The following is a 26,729-nucleotide window of genomic DNA, read 5'->3' on the forward strand; positions in this document are numbered from 1 at the left end:
CGCCAAACGACCTGGAGGGCCCTGGCCATGGGACGTCTGAACCGCGTTCTGGTCGCCCTGACCCGCTGGGGGCTGGGCATCTGCGCCCTGCTGGCAGTATTGGTGGCGCTGTATGTCAGCCTTGGCCGCGAGCTGGTGCCATTGGTGGCCGAGTACCGTGCCGATGTGGAAAGCAAGGCTGAACAGGCCCTGGGCCTGCCAGTGCACGTGGGTGGCCTGGAAGGCCGCTGGAGCGGGCTGGCGCCCGTGTTGCAGGTGCGCGACCTGCAACTGGGCGAGGGCGGCACGGCCCTGCGCCTGGACGATGTCAAGGTAGTCCCTGACATCTGGGCCAGCCTGAGTGCACGCGAGGTGCGCCTGGCACGCATACAGCTGGGCGGCCTGCAATTGATCCTGCGCGAGAACGAGCAAGGCCAATGGGCGCTTGAAGGCCTGCCGAAGAAGGACGATGCGCCGCTCGACCCCGCCGAGCTGTTGCAGCGCCTGCGCCAGCTCGGCCGCATCGATGTGTTCGACAGCCAGGTCACCCTGCACCCGTGGCAGCGCGACCCTCTGACCCTCACCTATGTCAGTGTCGGCCTGCAGGCCGGTGCTTCGCGCCAGGCCCTGGACCTGCGCGCGACCTTGCCCGATGGTCAGCCCATGGCGCTGAACCTGCGCAGCCGGGCCTCGGCCAGTGCCTGGCGCGACGGCCAGATCGAAGCCTACCTCAGCTTGCCGCAGAGCGACTGGGCGCGTTGGCTGCCGCCACAGCTGCTGGGCCAATGGCATGCCGATGCCTTGCGGGCGGGGGGCGAGTTCTGGGTCGACTGGCAAGCAGGGCAGTTGCAACACGCCGTGGTGCGCCTCAATGCTCCGGCGCTGCAGGGCGCTTATGCCGGGCGCCAGGCGGCCAAGCTGAACAACCTGGCCCTGGGGGCCTGGTTCCAGCGCCGCGAGCAAGGCTTCGACGTGGTGCTCGATTCGCTGGCCATGGATATTGGCAAGACCCGTTGGGAAGCGCACCTGCAATTGCAGCAACGCCCTGGTGACAACCCTGCCGAGGAAAGCTGGCGGTTGCAGGCCGACCGCCTCGACCTCACGCCGCTGACTCCGTTGATCGATGCCCTGGCGCCACTGCCGGACAAGGTCATGGCGGTGGTCGATGGCCTCAAGGTGACCGGCGCGCTGCGCAATGTGCGCCTGGAGGCCCGGCCCAAGGCCGAGGGAGACCAGCGTCTGCAGTTCGAAGCCAACCTGGACAAGGTTGGCTTCGACGCCTATCACAATGCCCCGGCTGCCGGTAATGTCAGCGGCAGCATCAGCGGTGACCTGGGCCACGGTGAGCTGCGCCTGGATACCGATGCATTCATGCTGCATCTGTACCCGATATTCGCCAAACCCTGGCACTACCAGAAGGCCAATGCGCGCCTGACCTGGACCCTCGACCAGCAAGGTTTCACCCTGGTCGCGCCTTATCTCAAGGTGCTGGGCGAGGAAGGCAAGATCGCCGGTGACTTCCTGATCCGCCTGTTGTTCGAGGAAGGGCGCGAGGACTACATGGACCTGCGTGTCGGCCTGACCGAAGGCGATGGCCGCTATACCGCCAAGTACCTGCCCGAGGTACTCAGCCCGGCGCTCGACGAATGGTTGCGCAGTGCAATCGTCAAGGGCACGGTGGATGAAGGCTACTTCCAGTACCAGGGTTCGCTGAACCATGGGGTCGCGCCGGAAGCGCGCAGCATCAGCCTGTTCTTCAAGGTGCGGGACGCGGCGCTGGACTTCCAGCCCGGCTGGCCGCAGGTGCAGCACGTGGATGGCGATGTGCTGATCGAGGACAGCGGTGTCCGCATCAAGGCCCAGCGTGGGGTACTGCTCGATACCAAGGTCAGCGATGTGAGCGTCGATATCCCGCATGTCGAGGCGGGCCAGCCCAGCCATCTGTACCTCGATGGCGACTTCGATGGCAGCCTCGGCGATGGCCTGAAGATTCTCAAGGAAGCACCTATCGGCACGGGCGAGATCTTCGCTGGCTGGGAAGGCGAGGGGCCACTCCTGGGCAAGGTCAAGCTTGATATTCCCCTGGCCCATGGGCAGCGGCCGAAGGTACAGGTGGACTTCACCACCCATGATGCCCAGCTGAAAGTCGCGCCACCGAGCCTGGAGCTCAGCCGTCTGAAGGGCGACTTCAGCTTCGATTTCGACAAGGGCCTGAGCGGCAAGGGCATCAGCCTGCAGGCTTTCGGCAAACCGGTGACGGCGCAGATCAGCGCCGAAGGCCAGCCCGGGCAAATGCAGACCCGCATCAATGCCAATGGCCAGGTGTCGCTCAAGGCGCTGACCGACTGGTTGCAGTTCAAGCAGGCCTTGCCGGCCTCCGGCGAACTGCCTTACCAGTTGCAGCTGAGCCTGGGTAGCCGGGACAACCGCCTGAACGTCAACTCCAGCCTCAAGGGCGTGGCCATCGACCTGCCAGCACCGTTCGGCAAAGCTGCGGCCGAAACCCGTGACAGCCGGTTCAGCATGACGTTGCAGGGGCCGGAACGGCGCTTCGATGCCGCATACGTCGACCTTGCCCGCTTTGCCTACGCTGCGCCGGTCGACAAGCTGGGCCAGGGCCGTGGCGAGCTTCTGCTGGGCACCGGCGATGCGCAGCTGCCGGCTGGCCAAGGCCTGCGTGTGCGCGGCCGCCTGGAGACGCTGGACCTGGCGCCCTGGCAGGAACAGTCCGCGCGCCTGGCTGGCGGCGACCCGGGTGGCAGCGCGCGGCAGAATCTGCAGGGTGTCGACCTGAGCATCGGCCAGTTGAAGGCGTTCGGCATGGACCTGAACCAGGCCGTGGTACGCCTGGCCCGCAGCGGCCCGGCGTGGGACCTGCGGCTGGACAGCAAGGAAGTCATCGGTAATGCCCGGCTGCCGGATGCCAAAGGCGCGCCGCTGGTAGTGCGCATGCAGACCTTGCGCCTGCCGGCTGCCAGCGCTGCCGAACAGCAGGCGGAGGAAGGGCCGGACCCGTTGGCCGCGTTCGACCCGCGCAAGGTCCCGGCGCTGGACCTGAGCATCGACAAGCTGTACCGCGGTGACGACCTGTTCGGCAGCGCATCGCTCAAGTTGCGGCCGACCGCGCGTGGCGTGACCGCCAGTGACATCGACCTGGCCTTCAAAGGCCTGCATATCAACGGTGGTGGCGGCTGGGAGGGCGAACCGGGCAGCACCGGCAGCTGGTACAAGGGGCGTCTGGACGGCAAGAACCTGGCCGACGTGCTCAAGGCCTGGGGCTTTGCCCCTACCGTGACCAGCCGCGACTTCCGCCTGGACGTGGATGGCCGTTGGCCGGGGTCGCCGGCAGCAGTCGGCCTCAAGCGCTTCTCCGGCAGCATGGACGCGGCGCTGCGCACCGGCCAGTTCGTCGAGGTCGAAGGCAGCGCCCAGGCGCTGCGGGTATTCGGCCTGCTCAATTTCAACTCGATCGGGCGACGCCTGCGCCTGGACTTCTCCGACCTGTTCGACAAGGGCCTGGCCTACGACCGGGTCAAAGGCCTGCTGGTGGCCAGCGATGGCGTCTACGTGACCCGCGAGCCGATCGCGGTGACCGGCCCGTCGAGCAACTTCGAGCTGGATGGCACGCTGGACATGGTGAACGACCGGGTCGATGCCAACCTGCAAGTGAGCTTGCCGGTGACCAACAACCTGCCGCTGGCGGCGCTGATTGTCGGTGCGCCAGCGGTTGGGGGGGCGCTGTTTCTGGTCGACCGGCTGATCGGTGAACGCGTGTCGCGTTTTGCCAGCGTGCACTACCGTGTCGAGGGGCCCTGGAAAGAGCCTAGAATCACATTTGTGAAACCGTTCGAGAAATCCCGTCAGGAGTCCCCATGAAGGTAGCGGTCATCCAGATGGTCAGCCAGGACGATGTGCTGGCCAACCTGCAACGCGCCGGTGCCCTGCTGGAGCAGGCAGCATCCGGCGGTGCGCGGCTGGCCGTGCTGCCGGAAAACTTCGCCGCCATGGGGCGCAAGGATGCCGCCGCCATCGGCCGCGCCGAAGCGCTGGGCGAAGGGCCTATTCTGCCATGGTTGAAACGCACCGCCCGCGACCTCAGGTTATGGATTGTCGCCGGTACCTTGCCGTTGCCACCGGTCGGTCAGCCCGAGGCCAAGGCCCATGCCTGTTCGTTGCTGATCGACGAACACGGCGAGGTGGCGGCACGCTATGACAAGCTGCACCTGTTCGATGTGGACGTCGCCGACAACCGTGGCCGCTATCGGGAGTCCGATGACTATGCCCATGGCGCCCAGGTGGTGGTAGCGGATACCCCGGTGGGGCGGCTGGGGTTGAGCGTGTGCTATGACCTGCGCTTCCCCGAGCTCTACAGCGCATTGCGTGCTGCGGGTGCGGAGCTGATCACGGCGCCGGCCGCCTTCACCGCGGTAACCGGCGCGGCTCACTGGGAGGTGCTGGTGCGCGCCCGCGCCATCGAAACCCAGTGCTACCTGCTGGCGGCAGCGCAGGGCGGTACCCACCCGGGGCCACGGGAAACCCATGGCCATGCGGCGATCATCGACCCTTGGGGGCGCATCGTCGCGGAACAGGCGCACGGCGAAGCGGTACTGCTGGCCGAGCGCGACATCGACGAACAAGCGTCCATCCGGGCGCGCATGCCGGTGCTGTCGCACCGGCGCTTCTTTTCGCAGGACGCATTGCGGCCTGCGCACACCTCGGAGTGACTATGAGCCAGATGTTATCCACCGTCAGCGAACAGCTCCTGGCCCCAGGCGGCTTGACCCTGGACAGCCTGCAGAGCGTGCTGGGTGAGTTGGCCGGCCCCGGCATCGACGCCGCCGACCTGTATTTCCAGGGCCAGATCTCGGAAACCTGGGCACTGGAAGACGGCATCGTCAAAGAGGGCAGCTTCAACCTGGACCAGGGCGTGGGCGTGCGTGCCCAGTCCGGCGAAAAGACCGGTTTTGCCTACAGCAACGCGATCAACCTCGAGGCACTGACCTCGGCGGCCCGCGCCGCCCGTTCGATTTCGCGTGCCGGGCAGGACGGCAAGGTGCAGGCCTTCCGCAGCCAGGATGTAGCCGCCCTGTACCCTGCGGACAACCCGCTGGATGTGCTCAGCCGTGCCGAGAAGGTCGAGCTGCTGAAGCGGGTCGATGCCGCCACCCGTGCCCTTGACCCGCGCATCCAGCAAGTCAGCGTGAGCATGGCCGGGGTCTGGGAGCGCATCCTGGTCGCTGCGGCCGATGGCAGCCTGGCCGCCGATGTGCGCCCGCTGGTGCGTTTCAACGTCAGCGTCATCGTCGAGCAGAATGGCCGCCGCGAGCGGGGCGGGCAGGGCGGTGGCGGGCGTACCGATTACCGCTTCTTTACCGAAGAGCGGGTCATGGGCTATGCCCGCGAAGCGCTGCGCCAGGCCCTGGTGAACCTGGAGGCGATCCCGGCGCCGGCCGGTACCTTGCCGGTGGTGCTAGGGTCGGGCTGGTCGGGCGTGCTGCTGCACGAGGCTGTCGGCCATGGCCTGGAGGGCGACTTCAACCGCAAGGGCAGTTCGGCGTTCAGTGGCCGCATCGGCGAGAAAGTGGCGTCGAGCCTGTGCACCATCGTTGACGATGGCACCCTGGAGGGCCGCCGTGGTTCGCTGAGCGTGGATGATGAAGGCACACCGACCGAGTGCACCACGCTGATCGAGAATGGCGTGCTCAAAGGCTACATGCAGGACAAGCTGAACGCCCGCCTGATGGGCATGGCGGTGACCGGCAACGGGCGCCGGGAATCCTATGCCCACCTGCCGATGCCACGCATGACCAACACCTACATGCGTGCTGGCGAAAGCGACCCACAGGAAATCATCGCCTCGGTGAAGAAAGGCATCTACTGCGCCAACCTGGGCGGCGGTCAGGTGGATATCACCAGCGGCAAGTTCGTGTTCTCGACCAGTGAGGCCTACCTGATCGAAGACGGCAAGATCACCGCGCCAGTGAAAGGGGCGACCCTGATCGGCAATGGCCCGGAGGCGATGAGCCGGGTGTCGATGGTTGGTAACGACCTGGCGCTGGACAGCGGAGTCGGGACGTGCGGCAAGGACGGACAATCGGTGCCGGTCGGGGTCGGGCAGCCGACCTTGAAGCTCGATGCGATCACGGTGGGTGGTACGGGGGCGTGATGGCCTTGGGGGCCGTTGTGGGAGCGGGCGTGCCCGCGAAGCAGGCGACGCGGCGCATGGCACCGGCTTCGCCGGTGTTCGCGGCGGTTCGACGCCTCGACTTGCCCGCTCCCACAGGAGCCCGGGCTGTCAGCGCAAGCCGCGCTGCAATTCGTCGAGGTCGCGGATGTACTTGAACACCTTGCGTGCAGCGGCTGGCGGCTTGTTCCGCGCCTTTTCGTGCTGGGCATGGCGCACCAGCGAGCGCAGCTGCTGGCGGTCGGTATCGGGGTACTCGTTGACGAAGCGTTCGAGGTCTTCATCGTTACCGTCGATCAACCGGTCACGCCAGCGCTCCAGGCTGTGGAAACGCTCGTTGTACTGGCGTGTGGAGCTGTCCATCTGTTCGAGCAAGGCATGGATGGCATCCAGGTCCTGCACGCGCATCAGCTTGCCGACGAACGACATGTGCCGTTTGCGCGCGCCGTGGGCGGTGTGCTTGCTGGCCTCGGCCAGGGCCTTGCGCAGCTCGTCGGTCAACGGCAGGCGCGCCAAGGTATCAGCCTTGAGCGTGGTGAGGCGCTCGCCGAGTTCGACCAGCGCATGCAGTTCACGCTTGATCTGGGTTTTGCTTTTTTCGCCGTCGAAGGCGTCGTCGTTTGAATCAACCATGGTGGCAGTCCGCTAGAAATCGCCGCCATGATAACCAGTCGGGGGCCGCTTGTCCGGCCCGGTCGTAGAATGATCCTTGCCGAACGCAGAATTTGAGTGGAGAGAACCATGAGTGCAGTCCAGAGCGTAGGTCCCAAGGACCTGCCAGCATTGCAGGAGCAGGTCGAGGCGATCATCGCCGAGGCGCGCCGCCAGGGGGCCAGCGCCTGCGAAGTGGCGGTGTCGCTGGAGCAGGGCCTGTCCACCACGGTACGCCAGCGCGAGGTCGAAACGGTCGAGTTCAATCGCGACCAGGGTTTTGGCATCACCCTCTATGTCGGCCAGCGCAAAGGCTCGGCCAGTACCTCGGCCAGTGGCCCGGAGGCCATTCGCGAGACCGTCGCCGCTGCCCTGGCGATTGCCAGGCATACGTCCGAGGACACATGTTCCGGCTTGGCCGATGCGGCGCTGATGGCCCGCGAAATTCCCGACCTTGACCTGTACCATGACTGGGATCTGGAGCCCGAGAAGGCGATCGAGATGGCGCTGGCCTGCGAGGCGGCGGCATTCGACGCCGACCCGCGCATCCAGAACGCTGATGGCACCACCCTCAATACCCATCAGGGATGCCGTGTATATGGCAACAGCCATGGCTTCATCGGTGGCTACGCTTCTACCCGGCACAGCCTGAGCTGCGTGATGATCGCCGAAGGCGATGGGCAGATGCAGCGCGACTACTGGTACGACGTGAACCGTCAGGGCAACCTGTTGGCCGACCCGCGTAGCATCGGCATGCGCGCTGCCCAGCGTGCCGCCAGCCGTCTGGGGGCGCGGCCAGTGCCGACCTGCGAAGTCCCGGTACTGTTTTCCGCCGAGCTGGCCGGCGGCCTGTTCGGCAGCTTCCTGTCGGCCATTTCCGGCGGCAACCTGTACCGCAAGTCGTCGTTCCTTGAGGGCACCCTCGGCCAACGCCTGTTCCCTACCTGGTTGACCCTCGACGAGCGCCCTCATATTCCGCGCGCATTGGGCAGCGCGGCGTTCGATGGCGACGGCCTGGCGACCTATGCCAAGCCGTTCGTGGACAAGGGTGAGCTGGTGTCCTACCTGCTGGGCACATATTCCGGGCGCAAGCTGGGCCTGCCAAGTACGGCCAATGCCGGCGGCGTGCATAACCTGTTCGTCAGCCATGGTGTCGAAGACCAGGCGGCGCTGATCCGGCGCATGGGCCGCGGGTTGCTGGTGACCGAGCTGATGGGGCATGGCCTGAACATGGTGACGGGCGATTATTCGCGTGGTGCGGCGGGCTTCTGGGTCGAAAATGGCGAGATCCAGCATGCGGTGCAGGAAGTGACCATTGCCGGCAACATGAAGGACATGTTCCAGCAGATTGTGGCGATTGGCAGCGATCTTGAGACCCGCAGCAATATCCACACCGGCTCGGTGTTGATCGAGCGGATGACGGTGGCGGGTAGCTGATCAGCAGAAGACAATTCAATCCCGGCCCCGAGCCGGGATTTTTGTTTCCGCACCTTTCCCTTGAAGTGATACAGCTTCTCAATTAATAATGAATATCATTAACCAGCAACCCGGCGATGATGTTCATGAAACCCGTCTTCCGCGAATTGCCCTACCTGGACAACTGGCGCTGGCTCAGCCTGCGCATCCGCTGCGCGCTCGCGCCCGACGAGCCGCGCCTGATCGAGCACTACCTGGCTGAAGGCCGCTATCTGGTGTGCTGCACCGAAACCTCGCCGTGGACAGTGGCACTGAGCGCCTTCCGCCTGCTGCTGGACACTGCCTGCGACCGCATGCTGCCGTGGCATTGGCGCTGCCAGTGCCTGGACCAGGCCTGGCGCCCGCTGCTGGACCTGCGCAACCTCGACCGCCAGGCCAACAACCAGCGCTGGCAACCTTATGCCCTGCAGCTGGCCAATTGCCGCCTGCTGCCGTCGATTTCCCCCGATGAACTGATGCAAGGATTCTGAAGATGAGTGATACCCGTATCGAGCGTGACAGCATGGGCGAACTGCAGGTACCGGCCCAGGCCCTGTACGGTGCCCAGACCCAGCGCGCGGTCGACAATTTCCCGATCAGCGGCCAGCGCATGCCCGTCCAGTTCATTCGCGCGCTGCTGTTGGCCAAGGCTGCGGCGGCCAAGGCCAACGTCGAGTTGCAACAGCTGTCCATGGCGCAGGGTGGGGCTATCGTCAGCGCCGTCGAACAACTGCTGGCGGGGGATTTCATCCAGCACTTCCCGGTGGATGTGTTCCAGACCGGTTCCGGCACCAGCTCGAACATGAACGCCAACGAGGTGATCGCCACCTTGGCCAGCCGTGCCCTGGGTGACACTGTCAGCGCCAACGACCATGTCAACTGTGGCCAGAGCAGCAATGACATCATCCCCACTACCATCCATGTCAGCGCTGCCTTGGCCCTGCACGAGCAGCTGCTGCCCGCCTTGGCGCATCTGGTGCAGGTGATCGAGGTCAAGTCGAAGCAAGTGCATCAGTACGTCAAGACTGGCCGCACGCACCTGATGGATGCCATGCCAGTGCGCATGAGCCAGGTGCTGGAGGGCTGGGCTGCACAGCTCAATGGCGCCAAGGCACATATCGAAGCCACCCTGCCGAGCTTGCAGGCGTTGGCCCAGGGTGGGACCGCGGTGGGGACCGGTATCAACGCGCACCCGCAATTCGCTGCCAGCTTCGCCCGTCAACTCAGCAGCCTGACCCGGATCGAGTTTTCCCCTGGGCAGAATCTGTTCGCCCTGATTGGCTCGCAGGACACCGCCGTAGCCCTGTCCGGCCAGCTCAAGACGGCTGCGGTGGCGTTGATGAAGATCGCCAACGACCTGCGCTGGATGAACTCCGGGCCCCTGGCCGGCCTGGGTGAGATCGAGCTGCAAGGCCTGCAGCCGGGCTCATCGATCATGCCAGGCAAGGTCAACCCGGTGATTCCGGAGGCCACCGCGATGGTCGCCGCCCAGGTGATCGGCAATGACGCCACCATCGCCATTGCGGGACAATCTGGCAACTTCGAGCTGAATGTGATGCTGCCGGTCATTGCCCGGAACCTGCTGGAAAGCATCGAGCTGATGGCCAATGCCAGCCGCCTGCTGGCCGACAAGGCTATCGCCAGCTTCAAGGTCAACGACAGCAAACTCAAGGAAGCCCTGGCGCGCAACCCGATCCTGGTCACGGCGCTGAACCCGATCATCGGTTACCTGAAGGCCGCCGAAATCGCCAAGACTGCCTACCAGCAGGGGCGCCCGATCATCGATGTGGCGCAGGAGCATACCGACCTGTCGCGTGAGCAACTGGAAACGCTGCTGGACCCGGAAAAGCTCACCGCTGGCGGTCTCTGACCCTGCTTCGCTGCCCAGGGTTGTCAGGCGTCGAGCCGCTGCCCTGGGCGGGTTTATTCGCCTTCGTCGAAATAGTTGTTGATCAACTCGACCAGCGCTTGCATGGCTTCGTCGTCCTGTTCCCCTTCGGTATGCAGGTACACCTGGGTGCCTTTGCCTGCCGCCAGCATCATTACCGCCATGATGCTCTTGCCATCCACCAGCTTGTCCGGCGCGCGGCCGACCCTGACCTGGCAGGGGAAGCGGCCGGCCACGCCGACAAACTTGGCTGCCGCCCGGGCGTGCAGCCCCAGCTTGTTGATGATGGTGATTTCACGGGCGGGCATCGTGGGGCGGATCCTTGGGCTAGAGGTCGCGGTGGCGGACCTGGACGTTTTTCAGGGATTGCTGCAGCAACTGGCCAAGGCGTTCGGTGAGGTATACCGAACGGTGGTGGCCGCCAGTGCAGCCAATGGCAATGGTGACATAGGCGCGGTTGCTGGCAGCGAAGCGGGGCAGCCACTTGAGCAGGTAGCTGGAAATGTCGTTGAACATCTCTTCGACGTCCGGCTGGGCGGCCAGGTAGTCGATCACCGGTTGCTCGAGGCCGGAATGCTCACGCAACTCGGGCTTCCAGTAGGGGTTGGGCAGGCAGCGCACGTCGAACACCAGGTCGGCATCGACCGGCATGCCGCGCTTGAAACCGAACGACTCGACCAGGAATGCCGTGCCAGGCTCGGGCTGGTTGAGCAGGCGCAGCTTGATCGAATCCCGCAGCTGGTAGAGATTCAGGCTGGTGGTGTCGATTTTCAGGTCAGCCAGGTCGGAAATCGGCCCGAGCAGTTCGCTCTCCACGCGGATTGCCTCTGCCAGCGAACGGTCGGCATTGGTCAGTGGGTGGCGTCGGCGGGTTTCCGAAAAGCGCTTGAGCAGGGTGTCTTCGTCCGCATCCAGGAACAGTACGTCGCACTTGATATGCCGGGCGCGGGCTTCCTCGAGCAGCTCGGGGAAACGGGACAGGTGGCTGGGCAGGTTGCGTGCGTCGATCGACACGGCGACCTTGGGTTGCAGCAGCTCGGTATTGATCAGGGCATTTTCCGCCAGCTGCGGCAGCAGCCCGGCGGGCAGGTTGTCAATGCAGTAGAAACCATGGTCTTCCAGGACGTCGAGGGCGGTGCTCTTGCCGGAGCCGGAGCGGCCGCTGACGATGATCAGGCGCATGTTCAGTGCTCGTTCTGTACGTCCAGGACAACCTGGAACAGGGCCTCGCTGCTGGTGGCCGCACGCAGGCGATCACGCACCTCCTTGCGATCAAGCATGCTGGCAATCTGGCGCAGCAGTTCCAGATGAGCATCGGTGGCGGCTTCTGGCACCAGCAGGACGAACAGCAGGTCCACCGGAGCACCATCGATGGCGTCGTAGTCGATCGGGGATTCCAGGTGCAGCAGGGCGCTGACCGGAGCTGAGCACCCGTGAAGCCGGCAGTGGGGAATGGCAATGCCATTACCGAAACCGGTCGAGCCGAGTTTTTCCCGGGCAACCAGTTTTTCGAAGACGTCCTGCATCTCCAGTTCCGGCACTTCTGCGGAGATGATGGTGGCGACCTTTTCCAGGGCGCGCTTCTTGCTGCCTCCCGGCACGTTCACCAGGGAACGGCCGGGGGTCAGGATGGTTTCAAGTCGGATCATGGATGAGGGGGATCAGCGGGCAGCTGCACCTTGCAGCAGGCTCTGCTGTTTTTCCTTGTGTTTTTTCAGTTGGCGGTCGAGCTTGTCGGCCAAGGCATCGATCGCTGCATACATGTCTTCGTGTTCGGCGTTGGCAACCACTTCGCCGCCGGGAATCTGCAGGGTCGCCTCGACCTTCTGCTGCAGCTTCTCGACCTTCATGATGACCTGCACGTTGGTGATCTTGTCGAAGTGACTTTCCACGCGAGCGAGCTTTTCAAGCACGTAATCGCGCAGTGGCTGGGTGACTTCTACATGCTGTCCACTGATATTGACTTGCATACAGCTTCTCCTTTGTTGCCCGTGCATAAAGAGGCAGGTCTTGCACCTGCCCCACAAACGCTGTGGCGCATCTCAGGGGCTACATCAGTCGCTTGCGTTCGCTCGACGGTGCGATGCCGAGAGACTCGCGGTACTTGGCGACGGTGCGACGGGCTACCTGGATGCCTTGTGCCTCCAGTAAACCAGCGATCTTGCTGTCACTCAATGGCTTTTTCTGATTTTCCGCCGCAACCAGTTTCTTGATGATCGCGCGGATCGCCGTGGACGAGCATTCGCCGCCTTCGGAGGTGCTGACGTGGCTGGAGAAAAAGTATTTCAGTTCGTAGATGCCACGCGGAGTGTGCATGTATTTCTGCGTGGTAACCCGCGAAATGGTCGACTCGTGCATGCCCACGGCCTCGGCGATGTCATGCAGCACCAGGGGTTTCATCGCTTCGTCGCCGTGGTCGAGGAAGCCGCGCTGGTGCTCGACGATCTGCGTGGCCACCTTCATCAGGGTCTCGTTGCGGCTTTGCAGGCTCTTGATGAACCAGCGCGCTTCCTGCAGCTGGTTGCGCATGAAGGTGTTGTCGGCACTGGTATCGGCCCGGCGCACGAACCCGGCGTACTGCGGGTTGACGCGCAGGCGCGGGATGGCTTCCTGGTTCAGCTCCACCAGCCAGCGGTCATTGTCCTTGCGCACGATGACGTCGGGCACCACGTATTCAGGTTCGCTGGACTCGATCTGCGACCCGGGGCGCGGGTTGAGGCTCTGCACCAGCTCGATGACCTGGCGCAGCTCGTCTTCCTTGATTTTCATGCGCCGCATCAGCTGGCTGTAATCGCGGCTGCCGAGCAGGTCGATGAAATCGGTGACCAGGCGCTTGGCTTCGTTCATCCACGGCGTGTTGGCTGGCAGCTGGCGCAGTTGCAGCAGCAGGCATTCGCCGAGGTTGCGAGCGCCGACGCCCGCCGGCTCGAACTGCTGGATGCGGTGCAGTACCGCTTCGACTTCGTCCAGCTCGATATCCAGCTCAGGGTCGAAACCGGCGCAGATTTCCTCAAGGGTGTCTTCCAGGTAGCCCTGGCCATTGATGCTGTCGATCAGGGTGACGGCGATCAGGCGGTCGGTATCCGACATCGGTGCCAGGTTCAGCTGCCATAGCAGGTGGCTTTGCAGGCTTTCGCCGGCCGATGTTCGCGTGGTGAAGTCCCATTCGTCATCGTCGCTGCTCGGCAGGCTGCTGGCGCTGGTCTGGTAGATGTCTTCCCAGGCGGTGTCGACCGGCAGCTCGTTGGGAATGCGCTCGCTCCACTCACCGTCTTCAAGGTTGTCGGCACTGCTGGTGCTTTCCTGGAAGCTGTTGTCCTGGACTTCGGCGACCGGTTTGTTCTCGGCGTTGTCCGCCATCGGGTCGCTGTTGTCGAAGTCGTCGCCGTCTTCCTGACGTTCGAGCATCGGGTTCGACTCCAGCGCTTCCTGGATTTCCTGTTGGAGGTCCAGGGTGGAGAGCTGGAGCAGGCGGATGGCCTGTTGCAACTGCGGCGTCATCGTCAGTTGCTGGCCCATTTTTAGGACGAGCGATGGTTTCATGGCTGGGGCTTAATACCTTGTTCGCCGGCGCGCATGCGCCATCCACTACACGGGGGCGCCGGAGCGCCAGATCAAGCAAGTTTTATGCCTTAAATTGTAGCGTTTGCCTAGAGCGCCGTAACAACTTTACCCCCCATTCCAGGGCGAATTGCCAGTGCTCCAGGCGCGTGCCAGGGTCAGAGCCGGAACTCGTGGCCCAGGTAAACCTCTTTGACCAAGTCGTTGGCCAGGATGGTCTCGGCATCGCCTTCGGCGATGAGGCGGCCATCATTGACGATATAGGCGGTTTCGCAGATATCCAGGGTTTCGCGGACGTTGTGGTCGGTGATCAGCACACCGATGCCCTTGGCCTTGAGGTGGTGGATGATCTGCTTGATGTCGCCGACGGAGATCGGGTCGACACCGGCAAACGGTTCGTCCAGCAGGATGAACTTGGGCGCGGTCGCCAGTGCACGGGCAATCTCGACGCGGCGGCGTTCGCCACCGGACAGGCTCATGCCGAGGTTGTCGCGAATGTGGCTGATGTGGAACTCCTGCAGCAGGCTTTCCAGTTCCTTGCGCCGGCCTTCGCGGTCGAGGTCCTTGCGGGTCTCGAGGATCGCCATGATGTTGTCGGCCACCGACAGTTTACGGAAGATCGAGGCTTCCTGCGGCAGGTAGCCGATACCGGCGCGGGCGCGACCGTGCATGGGCTGGTGGCTGACATCGAGGTTGTCGATCAGCACGCGGCCCTGCTCGGCCTGGACCAGGCCGACGATCATGTAGAAGCAGGTGGTCTTGCCGGCGCCATTGGGGCCGAGCAGGCCGACGATCTGGCCGCTGTCGATCGACAGGCTGACGTCACGCACGACTTGCCGCCCCTTGTAGCTCTTGGCCAGGTGCTGGGCTTTGAGGGTTGCCATTTACTCGGCCTTCTTCTTGGGCTGGATCACCATGTCGATACGCTGACGCGGCGAAGTCACGTTGCCACCACGACCGGCGGTCGCCACCTGGGTCTTGGTGTTGTAGACGATCTTCTCGCCTTCGGTGGTGTTGCCTTCGTTCTCGACCTTGGCGCGATCGGTGAGGACCACCATGTCCTTTTGCGCCTGGTACTGGATGGTGACCGCCCAGCCCTTCATCTTGTCCGGCTTGGCTGCGCTCTGCTGCTGCTCGAAGTAGGCCAGGTTGCCCACCGAGGTCACCACGTCGATGTCGCCGGAGGCGGAGCGGGTGATGGTCACGGTGTTGCCTTTGATCATCATCGAACCCTGGGTGATGATCACGTCGCCGGTGTAGGTGGCCACGCCCTGCTTGTCGTCCAGGTGGGCATTGTCGGCCTGGATGCGGATAGGCTGGTCACGATCATTCGGCAGGGCGAGGGCGCTCGCGCTTCCCAGTGCTGCGCTCAGGCTGAGCAAAAGGGGGAGGGTTTTAACGAGCCTCATACTGTCCTCTTACGTTAGAGAGCAAGTCCATCTTGCCTTCTTTCAAATACGCTTTCATTCCTTTACCCGTAGTCGTGCCACCGGCGCCGTCGATTCTAACGGCTTGCTCGGTCTGCGCATATTGCTTCTGCGGGAACACGGTCATGCGTGAGCTGGTAATGATGGTTTCACGCTGCTTTTCGTCGGTACGGGCCACCCGCACGTTGTCGATCAGTTCGACTTCGCTGCCGTCCGGGTTGACCTCGGCGCGGGTGCTCTGCACGTGCCACGGGAACGCGGTGCCGCGGTACAGGTGCAGGTCCGGCGTGGTCAGCAAGGTGATTTCGCTGGCCTTGAGGTGTTCGACCTTGTCGGCGGTCATTTCGTACTGCAGCTTGCCGTCGGGCAGGAACTGCACGCTGTGGGCGTTCACCGCATAGTAGTCGATGGCGCTTTCGTCGGTCTGCGCCACCGGCTTGTCGAGGAAGCTTTCCGGGCTGACATTCCAGTAGCCGATCGCCACCAGCAGGGCGGCGATCACCGCGAGCAGCGCAATGTTGCGGGCTTTCTTGCTGAACATGGGCAGCCTTACAGGTAATTGGCGTTGGCAGCGTCCAGGGTGCCCTGGGCCTGCATGATCAGTTCGCAGAATTCACGGGCTGCGCCTTCGCCGCCACGTGCCTGGGTCACGCCGTGGGCGTGCTGGCGAACGAATGGAGCGGCGTTGGCCACCGCCATGCCCAGGGCGACCCGGCGAATCACCGGCAGGTCGGGCAGGTCGTCGCCGAGGTAGGCCACTTGAGCATAGCTCAGGCCCAGCTCGGCGAGCAGGCCGTCAAGCACCACCAGTTTGTCCTCGCGGCCCTGATAAAGGTGCGGGATACCGAGGTTCTTCGCCCGGCGCTCGACCACCGGGGTCTTGCGCCCGCTGATGATCGCGGTGGTCACGCCCGAGGCCATGAGCATCTTGATGCCCTGGCCGTCGAGGGTGTTGAAGGTCTTGAATTCGCTGCCGTCCTCGAGGAAGTACAGGCGCCCGTCGGTGAGCACGCCGTCCACGTCGAACACTGCCAGCTTGATGTGCTTGCCGCGTTGCATGAGGTCCTGGTTCATTCCATCGCTCCTTTACATTACGCCGGCGCGCAGCAGGTCGTGCATGTTCAGGGCGCCGGTCGGGCGGTCCTCGCGGTCTACCACAACCAAGGCGCCGATCTTGTGGTCTTCCATGATCTTCAGGGCCTCGGCCGCGAGCATTTCGGCGCGGGCCGTCTTGCCGTGCACGGTCATGACCTGGTCGATCAGGGTGGTGTGGACGTCGATGTTGCGGTCCAGGCTGCGGCGCAGGTCGCCGTCGGTAAAGATCCCGGCGAGCTTGCCGTCGGCTTCGACGATCACCGTCATGCCCAGGCCTTTGCGGGACATTTCCACGAGGGCGTCCTTGAGCAGGGTGCCGCGCGGGACCTGAGGCAGTTCGTCGCCGGCGTGCATCACGTTCTCGACCTTCAGCAGCAGGCGGCGGCCCAGCGCACCACCCGGGTGCGAGAAGGCAAAGTCCTCGGCGGTGAAGCCGCGGGCCTCGAGCAGGGCGATGGCCAGGGCGTCACCGAGCACCAGCGATGCGGTGGTGGAAGAGGTGGGGGCCAGATTCAGCGGGCAGGCCTCTTGCTCGACGCGCGCGTCGAGGTTGACCTCGGCAGCCTGGGCCAGGGGCGAGTCCGGGTTGCCGGTCAGGCTGATCAGCTTGATGCCCAGGCGCTTGATCAGCGGCAGCAGGGTAACGATTTCGGCGGTGCTGCCAGAGTTCGACAGGGCGAGGATCACGTCATCGCGGGTAATCATGCCCATGTCGCCATGGCTGGCTTCGGCCGGGTGCACGAAAAACGCCGGCGTACCGGTGCTGGCCAGGGTGGCGGCGATCTTGTTGCCGATGTGCCCGGACTTGCCCATGCCGACCACGACGACCCGGCCCTTGCTGGCCAGGATCAGTTCGCAGGCCTTGACGAAGTTGTCGTCGATGCGCGCCAGCAGGGCCTCTACGGCCTCGAGTTCCAGGCGCAGGGTGCGTTGGGCGGATTGGATCAGCTCGCTGGATTGGCTCATGTCGAAAAAGCAATGCCTGATGAAAAGGCGGCGATTATAGCTGCAATGAACGAAACCCTCACGCTTTCGATTGCCGTGGCGAATCTCGCACCTGCCTGTCACGGGGCTGAACGAGTCGTTTGCCGACCTTGGGGCGACGCTGTCAGCGGTGCTATAGTTCGCCGCTATTCGGCCCGCCAAGGGGCGCGTGTGCCTTCCAGGTGGAGGCCGGCGTCCATTAGGACGAGGCTGCATCAGCAAGGAGTCTAGATGAGTGTGGATAGCGCCTACGCGGTCGAGTTGAAGGGGGTTACCTTCAAACGCGGTTCGCGCAGCATTTTCAGCAACGTCGACATTCGCATCCCGCGCGGCAAGGTCACCGGTATCATGGGGCCATCGGGGTGCGGCAAAACCACGTTGCTGCGCCTGATGGGCGCGCAGTTGCGCCCTTCCAGCGGTGAAGTCTGGGTGGCCGGGCAGAACCTGCCGACCCTGTCGCGCAGCGATCTGTTCGACGCCCGCAAGCAGATGGGGGTGCTGTTCCAGAGCGGCGCGCTGTTCACTGACCTCGATGTGTTCGAGAACGTCGCGTTCCCGTTGCGCGTGCACACCCAGTTGCCGGATGAAATGATCCGCGACATCGTGCTGATGAAGCTGCAGGCCGTGGGCCTGCGCGGGGCCATCGACCTGATGCCGGACGAGCTGTCCGGTGGCATGAAGCGCCGGGTGGCGCTGGCCCGGGCGATTGCCCTGGACCCGCAGATTCTCATGTACGACGAACCGTTCGTCGGCCAGGACCCGATCGCCATGGGCGTACTGGTGCGCCTGATCCGACTGCTCAACGATGCGCTGGGCATCACCAGCATCGTGGTCTCCCACGACCTGGCGGAAACCGCCAGCATCGCCGACTACATCTATGTGGTGGGTGACGGCCAGGTGCTGGGCCAGGGTACTCCTGACGAGCTGATGGGCTCGGACAACCCGCGCATTCGCCAGTTCATGAAGGGCGACCCGGACGGCCCGGTTCCTTTCCACTTTCCCGCGCCTGACTACCGCGCCGACCTGCTGGGGGCGCGTTGATGCGCAGAAAATCCTTACTCGAACGTGTGCGCCTGCTCGGGCGTTCGGCAATCGACGTGCTGGCGGTGCTGGGGCGTTCCTGCCTGTTCCTGTTCCATGCCCTGGTCGGCCGTGGCGGCATCGGTGGCGGCCTCCAGCTGCTGACCCGGCAGCTGTACTCGGTAGGCGTGTTGTCGCTGGCGATCATTGTCGTGTCCGGCGTGTTCATCGGCATGGTGCTGGCGCTGCAGGGTTACAGCATCCTGACCAAGTACGGCTCGGAACAGGCGGTAGGGCAGATGGTTGCCCTGACCCTGCTGCGTGAGCTCGGCCCGGTAGTGACCGCCTTGCTGTTCGCCGGTCGTGCCGGTTCCGCGCTGACCGCTGAAATCGGCAACATGAAATCGACCGAGCAGCTGTCGAGCCTGGAAATGATCGGTGTCGACCCGCTCAAGTACATCGTCGCACCGCGCCTGTGGGCCGGTTTCATCTCGCTGCCGTTGCTGGCGCTGATCTTCAGCGTGGTCGGCATCTGGGGTGGCTCGTGGGTCGCCGTGGACTGGCTGGGCGTCTACGAGGGCTCGTTCTGGGCCAACATGCAGAACAGTGTTTCGTTCACCGACGACGTGCTCAACGGGCTGGTCAAGAGCCTGGTATTTGCCTTCGTCACGACCTGGATCGCCGTATTCCAGGGGTACGACTGTGAGCCCACCTCAGAAGGGATCAGCCGTGCCACCACCAAGACCGTGGTCTATGCCTCGTTGGCAGTGCTGGGTCTGGACTTTATTCTGACCGCCTTGATGTTTGGAGATTTCTGATGCAAAACCGCACCCTGGAAATCGGTGTCGGCCTGTTCCTCCTGGCCGGGATCCTGGCGCTGCTGCTGCTGGCCCTGCGTGTCAGCGGCCTGTCGGCCAGCCCGAGCAGCGATACCTATAAAGTTTATGCGTACTTCGACAATATCGCCGGTTTGACGGTCAGAGCTAAAGTGACCATGGCCGGTGTGACCATCGGCAAGGTGACCGCCATCGACCTGGATCGCGATTCCTACACCGGTCGGGTGACGTTGCAGCTGGACAAGTCGGTGGACAATCTGCCGGTCGATTCCACTGCCTCGATCCTGACTGCCGGGCTGCTGGGCGAGAAGTACATCGGCATCAGCGTGGGCGGTGAAGAACAGGTGCTGAAGGATGGCGCAACCATCCATGACACCCAGTCGGCGCTGGTGCTGGAAGATCTGATTGGCAAGTTCCTGCTCAACTCCGTTGGCAAGGAACCGAAAGAAGCGCAACCGGCTAATTAAGGAGTTTCCATGATTTCGATCCTGCGACGTGGCCTGCTGGTCCTGCTGGCGGCCTTCCCCCTGATGGCAATGGCCGCGCAGTCGCCGCACGACGTGGTGCAGAGCACCACCACCGAGCTGCTGGGTGAGCTCAAGGCCAACAAGGAGCAGTACAAGACCAACCCGCAAGCTTTCTACGACACCCTTGACCGGATCCTCGCGCCCGTGGTCGATGCCGACGGTATTTCCCGCAGCATCATGACCGTCAAGTACTCGCGCAAGGCCACCCCCGAGCAGATGCAGCGCTTCCAGGAAAACTTCAAACGCAGCCTGTTCCAGTTCTACGGTAACGCGCTGCTGGAGTACAACAACCAGGGTATCGTCGTGGACCCGGCCAAGGCCGATGACGGCAAGCGCGCCTCGGTAGGCATGAAGGTCACCGGCAACAATGGTGCCGTTTACCCGGTGCAGTACACCCTGGAAAACATCGGCGGCGAATGGAAGGTGCGGAACGTGATCGTCAATGGCATCAACATCGGCAAGCTGTTCCGTGACCAGTTTGCCGACGCCATGCAGCGCAACGGCGGCGACCTGGACAAGACCATCGACGGCTGGGCCGGTGAAGTGGCCAAGGCCAAGCAGGCCGCCGACAATTCGCCAGAGAAGACCGTGAAATGAGTGAGGCCGCTGTTAGCATGGCCGAGCCGGGCGTACTGCACCTGGCCGGTGTGCTGGACTACCGCAGCGGGCCGGCCCTGCGCAAGCAGGGCAAGGCGCTGATCGGCGCCTGCCGCGAGGCACAGCTGGTGCTCGATTGCTCGGCGGTGCAGCGTTCCACCAGTGTCGGCCTGTCCTTGCTGCTGGCCTTCGTGCGTGATGCCCAGGCCGCTGGCAAGGGCTGCCAGGTGCGCAACATGCCTGACGACATGCGTGAAATTGCCGAGGTCTATGACCTCGACGAAGTGCTGGCAACCTGATGCTGCGACAGGAATGATGGCCCCTCGGTCAGCGAAGCCCTCGTTGGGCTTCGCAGGCGAGGGGCTTTTTTGTATGATGGCCGACCCGTGCGCATCGGGCGCCGATTGAGGTTGAGCATGCAGGCCGTAGAAGTTAAAAGCTTCCTTGAAGAGAAATTGCCGGGTTCCCGGGTCGAAGTTGAAGGCGAAGGCTGCAACTTCCAGTTGAACGTGATCAGCGACGAGTTGGCTGGCCTGAGCCCGGTCAAACGCCAGCAGGCGATCTATGCTCACCTGAATCCGTGGATCGCCAATGGCAGCATCCATGCGGTAACCATGAAATTTTTCAGCAGCGCAGCCTGGGCTGAGCGCACCTGAGCCAACGTGGCGGCGAGATTCCAATGGACAAACTGATTATTACTGGCGGCGCTCGCCTTGATGGCGAGATCCGCATTTCGGGCGCGAAGAACGCAGCCCTGCCGATCCTGGCGGCGACCCTGCTGGCTGACGGCCCGGTCACCGTAGGCAACCTGCCACACCTGCACGACATCACTACCATGATCGAGCTGTTCGGGCGCATGGGCATCGAGCCTGTGATCGACGAAAAGCTGGCGGTCGAGATCGACCCGCGCACCATCAAGACCCTGGTCGCACCGTACGAACTGGTCAAGACCATGCGCGCCTCGATCCTGGTACTGGGCCCGATGGTCGCCCGCTTCGGCGAGGCCGAAGTGGCCCTGCCGGGCGGTTGCGCCATCGGCTCGCGGCCGGTCGACCTGCACATCCGTGGCCTCGAAGCCATGGGCGCGAAGATCGAAGTGGAAGGCGGCTACATCAAGGCCAAGGCGCCTGAAGGTGGCCTGCGCGGTGCGCACTTCTTCTTCGACACCGTCAGCGTGACCGGTACCGAGAACATCATGATGGCCGCGGCTCTGGCCAAGGGCCGCAGCGTGCTGCAGAACGCCGCGCGCGAGCCGGAGGTGGTCGACCTGGCCAACTTCATCAACGCCATGGGCGGCAAGATCCAGGGCGCCGGTACCGACACCATCGTCATCGATGGCGTCGAGCGCCTGGCTTCGGCCAGCTATCGGGTGATGCCGGACCGTATCGAGACCGGCACCTACCTGGTTGCCGCTGCCGTGACCGGTGGCCGTGTCAAGGTCAAGGACACCGACCCGACCATCCTCGAAGCGGTCCTGGAAAAGCTCAAGGAAGCCGGCGCCGACATCAACACCGGCGAAGACTGGATCGAGCTGGACATGCACGGCAAGCGGCCGAAAGCCGTCAACCTGCGTACCGCCCCGTACCCGGCATTCCCGACCGACATGCAGGCGCAGTTCATCTCGCTCAACGCCATTGCCGAAGGCACCGGCGCCGTGATCGAGACGATCTTCGAAAACCGTTTCATGCACGTCTACGAAATGCACCGCATGGGCGCGCAGATCCAGGTCGAAGGCAACACCGCGATCGTCACCGGCGTGAAAGCGCTCAAGGGCGCCCCGGTCATGGCCACCGACCTGCGCGCTTCCGCCAGCCTGGTGCTGTCGGCACTGGTTGCCGAAGGCGATACGCTGATCGACCGCATCTACCACATCGACCGTGGTTACGAGTGCATCGAGGAAAAACTGCAGATGCTGGGCGCGAAGATCCGTCGCGTACCGGGCTAGTTATCTGCCTGGCACATCCTGTGGGAGCGGGCATGCCCGCGAAGAAGCCTCCGCGGTGCATGGCACCGGCTCTGCCGGTGTTCGCGGGCTAGCCCGCTCCCACAGGGTGGGCCTGATGAATTGAATGCGGTCGGGCTTGTGGCCCGGCCGGCAGTAGCCGCTTGAGGACCGACGTTCCAATGTTGACCATCGCGCTTTCCAAAGGCCGTATTCTCGACGATACCCTGCCGCTGCTGGCGGAAGCCGGTATCGTGCCGACCGAGAACCCGGACAAGAGCCGCAAACTGATCATCCCTACCACGCAGGACGATGTGCGCCTGCTGATCGTGCGTGCCACCGACGTGCCGACCTATGTCGAGCACGGTGCCGCCGACCTGGGTGTGGCCGGCAAGGACGTGCTGATGGAGTACGGCGGCCAGGGCCTGTACGAGCCCCTGGACCTGCAGATTGCCCGTTGCAAGCTGATGACCGCTGGCGTGGTCGGCGCACCCGAGCCCAAGGGCCGTCTGCGCGTGGCTACCAAGTTCGTCAACGTAGCCAAGCGCTACTACGCCGAACAGGGTCGCCAGGTCGACATCATCAAGCTGTATGGCTCGATGGAGCTGGCGCCGCTGATCAACCTCGCCGACAAGATCATCGACGTGGTCGACACCGGCAACACCCTGCGTGCCAACGGCCTGGAACCGCAGGAACTGATCGCCACGATCAGCTCGCGCCTGGTAGTGAACAAGGCCTCCATGAAAATGCAGCACGCCCGTATCCAGAGCCTGATCGACACGCTGCGCCAAGCAGTCGAGTCGCGACACCGCGGTTGACTCCTGCGCGCGACCTTCGCTGTCGCGCCCGTCTATCCGCGTCATAGCCATTTTTCTCGGGTGCCCGCGCGGATGGACTGGTAGCCTAGGGCGCCTGAGCATTCGCCAATAATCGAGGCCCTCGCCATGACCGTGTCCACTGCAATCGCCCGTCTTAACGCTGCTGATCCGGATTTCGCCCGACATCTGGATCATCTGCTGAGCTGGGAAAGTGTGTCCGATGACGCGGTCAACCAACGCGTGCTCGACATCATCAAGGCTGTGCGCGAGCGCGGCGATGCGGCGCTGGTGGAGTTCACCCAGCGTTTCGATGGTGTGGATGCCAAGTCGATCGACGACCTGATCCTCAGGCGCGACCGCCTGGAACTGGCCCTGACCCGCATTACCCCGGCCCAGCGCGAAGCCCTGGAAAAGGCCGCCACCCGTGTGCGCCTGTACCACGAGCGGCAGAAGCAGGACTCCTGGCAGTACACCGAAGCCGACGGCACCGTGCTCGGTCAGAAGGTCACCCCGCTGGACCGCGCCGGCTTGTACGTGCCGGGCGGCAAGGCGTCGTACCCGTCGTCGGTGCTGATGAATGCCATCCCGGCCAAGGTTGCCGGGGTGGCCGAAGTGGTCATGGTGGTGCCGACCCCGCGTGGCGAGGTCAACGAACTGGTGCTGGCAGCCGCCTGCATCGCCGGTGTCGACCGGGTGTTCACCGTTGGTGGCGCCCAGGCCGTCGCCGCGCTGGCCTACGGTACTGAAAGCGTGCCGCAGGTGGACAAGATCGTCGGCCCGGGCAACATCTATGTCGCCACCGCCAAACGCCACGTGTTCGGCCAGGTGGGCATCGACATGATCGCCGGCCCGTCGGAAATCCTCGTGGTGTGCGACGGCCAGACCGACCCCGACTGGATCGCCATGGACCTGTTCTCCCAGGCCGAGCACGACGAAGACGCCCAGGCGATCCTGGTCAGCCCGGATGCCGCGTTCCTCGACCGTGTTGCCGCCAGCATCGACAAGTTGCTGCCGACCATGGAGCGTGCCGCGATCATCGAGAAATCGATCAATGGCCGTGGTGCGCTGATCCAGGTGCGCGACATGCAGCAGGCGATCGAAGTGGCCAACCGCATCGCACCGGAGCACCTGGAACTGTCGGTAGCCGACCCGCAGGCCTGGCTGCCGCACATTCGCCACGCGGGCGCGATCTTCATGGGCCGCCACACCAGCGAAGCGCTCGGCGACTACTGCGCCGGCCCCAACCACGTGCTGCCCACTTCCGGTACCGCGCGGTTCTCGTCGCCATTGGGGGTATATGACTTCCAGAAGCGTTCGTCGATCATCTTCTGCTCCGAGCAGGGCGCGTCCGAACTGGGCCATACCGCTTCGGTCCTGGCCCGTGGCGAGTCGCTGACCGCCCACGCCCGCAGCGCTGAATACCGTATCCTGACCCAAGAGAAGGGGAACTGAGCATGAGTCGATTCTGGAGCCCCTTCGTCAAGGACCTGGTGCCTTACGTGCCGGGCGAGCAGCCCAAGCTGGCGCGTCTGGTCAAGCTGAACACCAACGAGAACCCCTATGGCCCGTCGCCCAAGGCGCTGGAAGCCATGCGTGGCGAGCTGAACGACAACCTGCGCCTGTACCCGGACCCGAACAGTGACCGCCTGAAGCAGGCGGTGGCCGAGTACTACGGCGTGACCCCGGCGCAAGTGTTCGTCGGCAACGGCTCGGACGAGGTGCTGGCGCACATCTTCCACGGCCTGTTCCAGCACGCTCGCGGTCCGTTGCTGTTTCCCGATGTCAGCTACAGCTTCTACCCGGTGTACTGTGGCCTGTATGGCATCCCGTTCGAGCAGGTGGCGCTGGATGAGCAGTTCCAGATTCGCGTTGCTGACTACAACAAACCCAACGCCGGGATTATTTTCCCCAACCCTAACGCGCCGACCGGCTGCCTGCTGCCGTTGCAGGCGATCGAGCAGTTGCTGCAAGCCAACCGCGACTCGGTGGTGGTGGTGGACGAAGCCTACATCGACTTCGGCGGCGAGACCGCGATCAGCCTGGTGGACCGCTACGACAACCTGCTGGTGACCCAGACCCTGTCGAAGTCACGCTCGCTCGCCGGCCTGCGGGTTGGCCTGGCAGTCGGTCACCCGGACCTGATCGAGGCGCTGGAGCGGATCAAGAACAGCTTCAACTCCTACCCGCTTGACCGCATGGCGATCGTGGGTGCTGCGGCTGCCTTCGAGGACAAGGCCTACTTCCAGGCAACCTGCCGCAAGGTAATCGACAGCCGTGAAGCGTTGGTCGAGCAGCTGGTCGGCAAGGGCTTCGAGGTATTGCCATCGGCGGCCAACTTCATCTTCGCCCGCCACCCCCAGCAGGATGCTGCACAGCTGTCGGCGCGCCTACGTGAACAGGGTGTGATCGTGCGTCACTTCAAGCAGGAGCGCATTGCCCAGTTCCTGCGTATCACCATTGGCACGCCGGAGATGAACCAGGCGCTGCTCGATGCCTTGAACTGAGCCGGGCACTGCAGGAGCGGGGACATCCGCTCCTGCAGTGCCGGCCCGCTCAGTACCTGACTTCCTCGACATTCAATTGCGTGCTGGCTGGGCGGGTGCGCACTGCGACCGGCGTGCCATCGAGTTCAAGCACGTAGTCGTTGGCCTGGCGCATGCCTTCGGGGTCGGTCCACTGCTGCAGGTAAGCCTGCGCATTGGCGACGACCTGGCCATTTTTGTGAATGATCACGGTCCCTGGCGAGTCGCTGTTCCACAACAATTTGCCTTCGGCTTCGATGGCCCGTGCCTTGCGTACGCCGGTGGCGCCCAGCAGCGGCGTGCCGTCGAGCAGCCATTCCGGCAGCAGGTCGAGCCCCATGTGCCTGAGCACGGTCGGGGCTACTGATGCCTGCGCTGCGTAGCCATACAAGTTGTTGGGCCCCGGGTTGTCTTCTGGAATGCTGGGTTGGTTCAGCTCTTCATTCAACGGCTTGTTGCTGGCAATGAACACCGTCTTCTCCTGCTCGGTCACACCGCCATGGCCAGTGCCCCAGTAATCCCGGCCGTGGTCAGTGCAGACTATCACCAGCCAATCCTCCTGCGGGTGCTGGGTCATTCGCTGTTCCACCTTGTCCAGCAGGCGCCCCAGGCGCTCGTCAGCCTCGCGCAGGGCTGCCTGGTAGGCTGGCCCGAAACCACTGGCATGGCCGGCCTGGTCGGGTTCGTCGAGCTGAATGAAGGTGAAGTCGGCCGGGGTATTGCCCATTATTTCCAGGGTTCGCGCGGTGACCTGCTCATCATTCAGGCCGCTTTCGCGCAGGTTGTTGCCCTGCGCGTCCACCAGCAGATAGGCAGTGTTGATCGGCGACCAGTTGACGATGCTGGCAATGTAGGCGTTTGGCCGTGCATCGCGTAGCCGCTTGAACAGGCTGGGGAACTCGGGAGCGATGCGCAAGGTTTCGGAATTGGAAACCACCTTGTGCTTGTTGGCCCACACACCTGACAACAGGGTGATCCACCCCGGGCCGCTGACCGTGGCCTGCTCGCTGGCCCGTCCGGTTATGCCGCCGGCATAGGCTTTGCCATAGAACAGGCGCTTGTGCAGGTTGGTATCGTCTCCCAGCTGTTCGTAGTGCTGAAGCTGGACGCCGTCCATGCCGATGATCAGCGTCTTGGGCTGCGTTTGCAGCGGTTTGACGTCGCAGCCGTTGACCAGCAGCGCAGCCAGCAGCAGGGCAGTCCAGCGTAGGGTTCTACTGATCGACATAAGTCATGCCTTGAT

The 26,729-nt window shown here is 63.8% G+C and carries 28 protein-coding genes; 16 read left to right on the forward strand and 12 right to left on the reverse strand.

All coding sequences use genetic code 11. The features are described 5' to 3' along the window. Positions 1–27: 27 nt before the first annotated feature. The 3 genes from ACLEJP_RS13645 to tldD are packed head-to-tail and all read left to right on the forward strand — an operon-like array spanning position 28 to position 6,145. Positions 28–3,855, forward strand: coding sequence for a YhdP family protein (locus ACLEJP_RS13645; protein WP_440807113.1), 3,828 nt, complete (start codon positions 28–30; stop codon positions 3,853–3,855). Beyond that, complete coding sequence (locus ACLEJP_RS13650; RefSeq protein WP_225780533.1) at positions 3,852–4,703, forward strand: carbon-nitrogen hydrolase family protein; 852 nt, start codon at positions 3,852–3,854, stop codon at positions 4,701–4,703. Before ACLEJP_RS13645 ends, ACLEJP_RS13650 begins: the two co-directional genes overlap by 4 nt. 2 nt (positions 4,704–4,705) lie before the next feature. Next, the gene (gene tldD, locus ACLEJP_RS13655; RefSeq protein ID WP_225780534.1) at positions 4,706–6,145 is read left to right on the forward strand and encodes a metalloprotease TldD; all 1,440 of its coding nucleotides are present in this window, start codon (positions 4,706–4,708) and stop codon (positions 6,143–6,145) included. A gap of 129 nt (positions 6,146–6,274) precedes the next feature. Here tldD and yjgA read toward each other — a convergent pair whose 3' ends face one another. Beyond that, positions 6,275–6,796 carry a ribosome biogenesis factor YjgA gene (yjgA, locus tag ACLEJP_RS13660; protein WP_003255152.1) on the reverse strand — a complete coding sequence of 174 codons (522 nt, stop codon included), beginning with the start codon at positions 6,794–6,796 and terminating at the stop codon, positions 6,275–6,277. 108 nt (positions 6,797–6,904) lie between these two features. Here yjgA and pmbA point away from each other — a divergent pair, with 108 nt between their 5' ends. From pmbA to ACLEJP_RS13675, 3 genes are all read left to right on the forward strand, one after another. Next, positions 6,905–8,251 carry a metalloprotease PmbA gene (pmbA, locus tag ACLEJP_RS13665; protein WP_440807116.1) on the forward strand — a complete coding sequence of 449 codons (1,347 nt, stop codon included), beginning with the start codon at positions 6,905–6,907 and terminating at the stop codon, positions 8,249–8,251. A 116-nt stretch (positions 8,252–8,367) separates the two neighbouring features. Next, positions 8,368–8,760, forward strand: a complete 393-nt coding sequence (locus tag ACLEJP_RS13670; protein ID WP_440807118.1) for a FagA protein — start codon at positions 8,368–8,370, stop codon at positions 8,758–8,760. A gap of 2 nt (positions 8,761–8,762) precedes the next feature. Beyond that, positions 8,763–10,139, forward strand: coding sequence for a class II fumarate hydratase (locus tag ACLEJP_RS13675; RefSeq protein WP_440807120.1), 1,377 nt, complete (start codon positions 8,763–8,765; stop codon positions 10,137–10,139). A 53-nt stretch (positions 10,140–10,192) separates the two neighbouring features. Here the strand turns inward: ACLEJP_RS13675 and ACLEJP_RS13680 are convergent, their stop codons facing one another. The 10 genes from ACLEJP_RS13680 to ACLEJP_RS13725 form a co-directional block, all read right to left on the reverse strand. Beyond that, positions 10,193–10,465 (reverse strand): HPr family phosphocarrier protein, encoded by a 273-nt coding sequence (locus ACLEJP_RS13680; protein WP_440807121.1) that lies wholly within the window; start codon positions 10,463–10,465, stop codon positions 10,193–10,195. Between the two features lie 19 nt (positions 10,466–10,484). Then, positions 10,485–11,339: an RNase adapter RapZ gene (gene rapZ / locus ACLEJP_RS13685; protein WP_225780539.1), complete on the reverse strand. Its 855-nt coding sequence runs from the start codon at positions 11,337–11,339 to the stop codon at positions 10,485–10,487. A gap of 2 nt (positions 11,340–11,341) precedes the next feature. Next, the gene (ptsN, locus tag ACLEJP_RS13690; protein WP_289133956.1) at positions 11,342–11,806 is read right to left on the reverse strand and encodes a PTS IIA-like nitrogen regulatory protein PtsN; all 465 of its coding nucleotides are present in this window, start codon (positions 11,804–11,806) and stop codon (positions 11,342–11,344) included. Positions 11,807–11,818: 12 nt separating this feature from the next. Further along, a complete protein-coding gene (gene hpf / locus ACLEJP_RS13695) occupies positions 11,819–12,127 on the reverse strand; it encodes a ribosome hibernation-promoting factor, HPF/YfiA family (RefSeq protein WP_003255135.1) in 309 nt (102 codons plus the stop codon). A gap of 79 nt (positions 12,128–12,206) precedes the next feature. Beyond that, positions 12,207–13,700 carry an RNA polymerase factor sigma-54 gene (locus ACLEJP_RS13700; RefSeq protein WP_440807123.1) on the reverse strand — a complete coding sequence of 498 codons (1,494 nt, stop codon included), beginning with the start codon at positions 13,698–13,700 and terminating at the stop codon, positions 12,207–12,209. Positions 13,701–13,876: 176 nt separating this feature from the next. After that, a complete protein-coding gene (gene lptB, locus ACLEJP_RS13705; RefSeq protein ID WP_012270657.1) occupies positions 13,877–14,602 on the reverse strand; it encodes an LPS export ABC transporter ATP-binding protein in 726 nt (241 codons plus the stop codon). After that, the gene (gene lptA / locus ACLEJP_RS13710) at positions 14,603–15,127 is read right to left on the reverse strand and encodes a lipopolysaccharide transport periplasmic protein LptA (RefSeq protein WP_170028407.1); all 525 of its coding nucleotides are present in this window, start codon (positions 15,125–15,127) and stop codon (positions 14,603–14,605) included. Beyond that, entirely contained in the window at positions 15,114–15,686 is a 573-nt protein-coding gene (lptC, locus tag ACLEJP_RS13715) for an LPS export ABC transporter periplasmic protein LptC (RefSeq protein ID WP_225780544.1), read from the reverse strand. Before lptC ends, lptA begins: the two co-directional genes overlap by 14 nt. Positions 15,687–15,694: 8 nt before the next feature. Next, positions 15,695–16,219, reverse strand: coding sequence for a KdsC family phosphatase (locus tag ACLEJP_RS13720; RefSeq protein WP_085623989.1), 525 nt, complete (start codon positions 16,217–16,219; stop codon positions 15,695–15,697). A gap of 12 nt (positions 16,220–16,231) precedes the next feature. Next, positions 16,232–17,206, reverse strand: a complete 975-nt coding sequence (locus ACLEJP_RS13725) for a KpsF/GutQ family sugar-phosphate isomerase (RefSeq protein WP_289133961.1) — start codon at positions 17,204–17,206, stop codon at positions 16,232–16,234. A gap of 249 nt (positions 17,207–17,455) precedes the next feature. Here ACLEJP_RS13725 and ACLEJP_RS13730 point away from each other — a divergent pair, with 249 nt between their 5' ends. The 10 genes from ACLEJP_RS13730 (at position 17,456) to hisC (ending at position 25,468) form a co-directional block, all read left to right on the forward strand. Beyond that, positions 17,456–18,265, forward strand: coding sequence for an ATP-binding cassette domain-containing protein (locus ACLEJP_RS13730; protein ID WP_225780546.1), 810 nt, complete (start codon positions 17,456–17,458; stop codon positions 18,263–18,265). Continuing rightward, positions 18,265–19,062, forward strand: coding sequence for a lipid asymmetry maintenance ABC transporter permease subunit MlaE (gene mlaE, locus ACLEJP_RS13735; RefSeq protein ID WP_225780547.1), 798 nt, complete (start codon positions 18,265–18,267; stop codon positions 19,060–19,062). Before ACLEJP_RS13730 ends, mlaE begins: the two co-directional genes overlap by 1 nt. Next, complete coding sequence (gene mlaD / locus ACLEJP_RS13740; RefSeq protein ID WP_170028411.1) at positions 19,062–19,547, forward strand: outer membrane lipid asymmetry maintenance protein MlaD; 486 nt, start codon at positions 19,062–19,064, stop codon at positions 19,545–19,547. Before mlaE ends, mlaD begins: the two co-directional genes overlap by 1 nt. Positions 19,548–19,556: 9 nt before the next feature. Next, a complete protein-coding gene (locus ACLEJP_RS13745; protein WP_296231103.1) occupies positions 19,557–20,204 on the forward strand; it encodes an MlaC/ttg2D family ABC transporter substrate-binding protein in 648 nt (215 codons plus the stop codon). Next, positions 20,201–20,503, forward strand: coding sequence for an STAS domain-containing protein (locus ACLEJP_RS13750; protein WP_225780549.1), 303 nt, complete (start codon positions 20,201–20,203; stop codon positions 20,501–20,503). Before ACLEJP_RS13745 ends, ACLEJP_RS13750 begins: the two co-directional genes overlap by 4 nt. A gap of 117 nt (positions 20,504–20,620) precedes the next feature. Then, complete coding sequence (locus ACLEJP_RS13755) at positions 20,621–20,860, forward strand: BolA family protein (protein ID WP_003255121.1); 240 nt, start codon at positions 20,621–20,623, stop codon at positions 20,858–20,860. 23 nt (positions 20,861–20,883) lie between these two features. Further along, on the forward strand, positions 20,884–22,149 hold the full coding sequence (gene murA, locus ACLEJP_RS13760; RefSeq protein ID WP_225780550.1) for a UDP-N-acetylglucosamine 1-carboxyvinyltransferase: 1,266 nt from the start codon (positions 20,884–20,886) through the stop codon (positions 22,147–22,149). A gap of 179 nt (positions 22,150–22,328) precedes the next feature. Continuing rightward, on the forward strand, positions 22,329–22,964 hold the full coding sequence (gene hisG / locus ACLEJP_RS13765; RefSeq protein ID WP_023382134.1) for an ATP phosphoribosyltransferase: 636 nt from the start codon (positions 22,329–22,331) through the stop codon (positions 22,962–22,964). 126 nt (positions 22,965–23,090) lie between these two features. After that, the gene (hisD, locus tag ACLEJP_RS13770; RefSeq protein WP_440807130.1) at positions 23,091–24,416 is read left to right on the forward strand and encodes a histidinol dehydrogenase; all 1,326 of its coding nucleotides are present in this window, start codon (positions 23,091–23,093) and stop codon (positions 24,414–24,416) included. A 2-nt stretch (positions 24,417–24,418) separates the two neighbouring features. Further along, positions 24,419–25,468: a histidinol-phosphate transaminase gene (gene hisC, locus ACLEJP_RS13775; RefSeq protein WP_440807132.1), complete on the forward strand. Its 1,050-nt coding sequence runs from the start codon at positions 24,419–24,421 to the stop codon at positions 25,466–25,468. Positions 25,469–25,517: 49 nt separating this feature from the next. Here the strand turns inward: hisC and ACLEJP_RS13780 are convergent, their stop codons facing one another. Then, positions 25,518–26,714, reverse strand: coding sequence for an alkaline phosphatase family protein (locus ACLEJP_RS13780; protein ID WP_440807134.1), 1,197 nt, complete (start codon positions 26,712–26,714; stop codon positions 25,518–25,520). Between the last annotated feature and the right edge of the window lie 15 nt (positions 26,715–26,729).

It is taken from the genome of Pseudomonas sp. SMV7 (assembly GCF_052041995.1).
Classification (GTDB): domain Bacteria; phylum Pseudomonadota; class Gammaproteobacteria; order Pseudomonadales; family Pseudomonadaceae; genus Aquipseudomonas.

Coding starts and splice junctions, on each gene's coding strand:
- ACLEJP_RS13645 (WP_440807113.1), top strand. CDS start 28: ATGGGACGTCTGAACCGCGTTCTGGTCGCCCTGACCCGCTGGGGGCTG.
- ACLEJP_RS13650 (WP_225780533.1), top strand. CDS start 3,852: ATGAAGGTAGCGGTCATCCAGATGGTCAGCCAGGACGATGTGCTGGCC.
- tldD (WP_225780534.1), top strand. CDS start 4,706: ATGAGCCAGATGTTATCCACCGTCAGCGAACAGCTCCTGGCCCCAGGC.
- yjgA (WP_003255152.1), bottom strand. CDS start 6,796: ATGGTTGATTCAAACGACGACGCCTTCGACGGCGAAAAAAGCAAAACC.
- pmbA (WP_440807116.1), top strand. CDS start 6,905: ATGAGTGCAGTCCAGAGCGTAGGTCCCAAGGACCTGCCAGCATTGCAG.
- ACLEJP_RS13670 (WP_440807118.1), top strand. CDS start 8,368: ATGATGTTCATGAAACCCGTCTTCCGCGAATTGCCCTACCTGGACAAC.
- ACLEJP_RS13675 (WP_440807120.1), top strand. CDS start 8,763: ATGAGTGATACCCGTATCGAGCGTGACAGCATGGGCGAACTGCAGGTA.
- ACLEJP_RS13680 (WP_440807121.1), bottom strand. CDS start 10,465: ATGCCCGCCCGTGAAATCACCATCATCAACAAGCTGGGGCTGCACGCC.
- rapZ (WP_225780539.1), bottom strand. CDS start 11,339: ATGCGCCTGATCATCGTCAGCGGCCGCTCCGGCTCCGGCAAGAGCACC.
- ptsN (WP_289133956.1), bottom strand. CDS start 11,806: ATGATCCGACTTGAAACCATCCTGACCCCCGGCCGTTCCCTGGTGAAC.
- hpf (WP_003255135.1), bottom strand. CDS start 12,127: ATGCAAGTCAATATCAGTGGACAGCATGTAGAAGTCACCCAGCCACTG.
- ACLEJP_RS13700 (WP_440807123.1), bottom strand. CDS start 13,700: ATGAAACCATCGCTCGTCCTAAAAATGGGCCAGCAACTGACGATGACG.
- lptB (WP_012270657.1), bottom strand. CDS start 14,602: ATGGCAACCCTCAAAGCCCAGCACCTGGCCAAGAGCTACAAGGGGCGG.
- lptA (WP_170028407.1), bottom strand. CDS start 15,127: ATGAGGCTCGTTAAAACCCTCCCCCTTTTGCTCAGCCTGAGCGCAGCA.
- lptC (WP_225780544.1), bottom strand. CDS start 15,686: ATGTTCAGCAAGAAAGCCCGCAACATTGCGCTGCTCGCGGTGATCGCC.
- ACLEJP_RS13720 (WP_085623989.1), bottom strand. CDS start 16,219: ATGAACCAGGACCTCATGCAACGCGGCAAGCACATCAAGCTGGCAGTG.
- ACLEJP_RS13725 (WP_289133961.1), bottom strand. CDS start 17,206: ATGAGCCAATCCAGCGAGCTGATCCAATCCGCCCAACGCACCCTGCGC.
- ACLEJP_RS13730 (WP_225780546.1), top strand. CDS start 17,456: ATGAGTGTGGATAGCGCCTACGCGGTCGAGTTGAAGGGGGTTACCTTC.
- mlaE (WP_225780547.1), top strand. CDS start 18,265: ATGCGCAGAAAATCCTTACTCGAACGTGTGCGCCTGCTCGGGCGTTCG.
- mlaD (WP_170028411.1), top strand. CDS start 19,062: ATGCAAAACCGCACCCTGGAAATCGGTGTCGGCCTGTTCCTCCTGGCC.
- ACLEJP_RS13745 (WP_296231103.1), top strand. CDS start 19,557: ATGATTTCGATCCTGCGACGTGGCCTGCTGGTCCTGCTGGCGGCCTTC.
- ACLEJP_RS13750 (WP_225780549.1), top strand. CDS start 20,201: ATGAGTGAGGCCGCTGTTAGCATGGCCGAGCCGGGCGTACTGCACCTG.
- ACLEJP_RS13755 (WP_003255121.1), top strand. CDS start 20,621: ATGCAGGCCGTAGAAGTTAAAAGCTTCCTTGAAGAGAAATTGCCGGGT.
- murA (WP_225780550.1), top strand. CDS start 20,884: ATGGACAAACTGATTATTACTGGCGGCGCTCGCCTTGATGGCGAGATC.
- hisG (WP_023382134.1), top strand. CDS start 22,329: ATGTTGACCATCGCGCTTTCCAAAGGCCGTATTCTCGACGATACCCTG.
- hisD (WP_440807130.1), top strand. CDS start 23,091: ATGACCGTGTCCACTGCAATCGCCCGTCTTAACGCTGCTGATCCGGAT.
- hisC (WP_440807132.1), top strand. CDS start 24,419: ATGAGTCGATTCTGGAGCCCCTTCGTCAAGGACCTGGTGCCTTACGTG.
- ACLEJP_RS13780 (WP_440807134.1), bottom strand. CDS start 26,714: ATGTCGATCAGTAGAACCCTACGCTGGACTGCCCTGCTGCTGGCTGCG.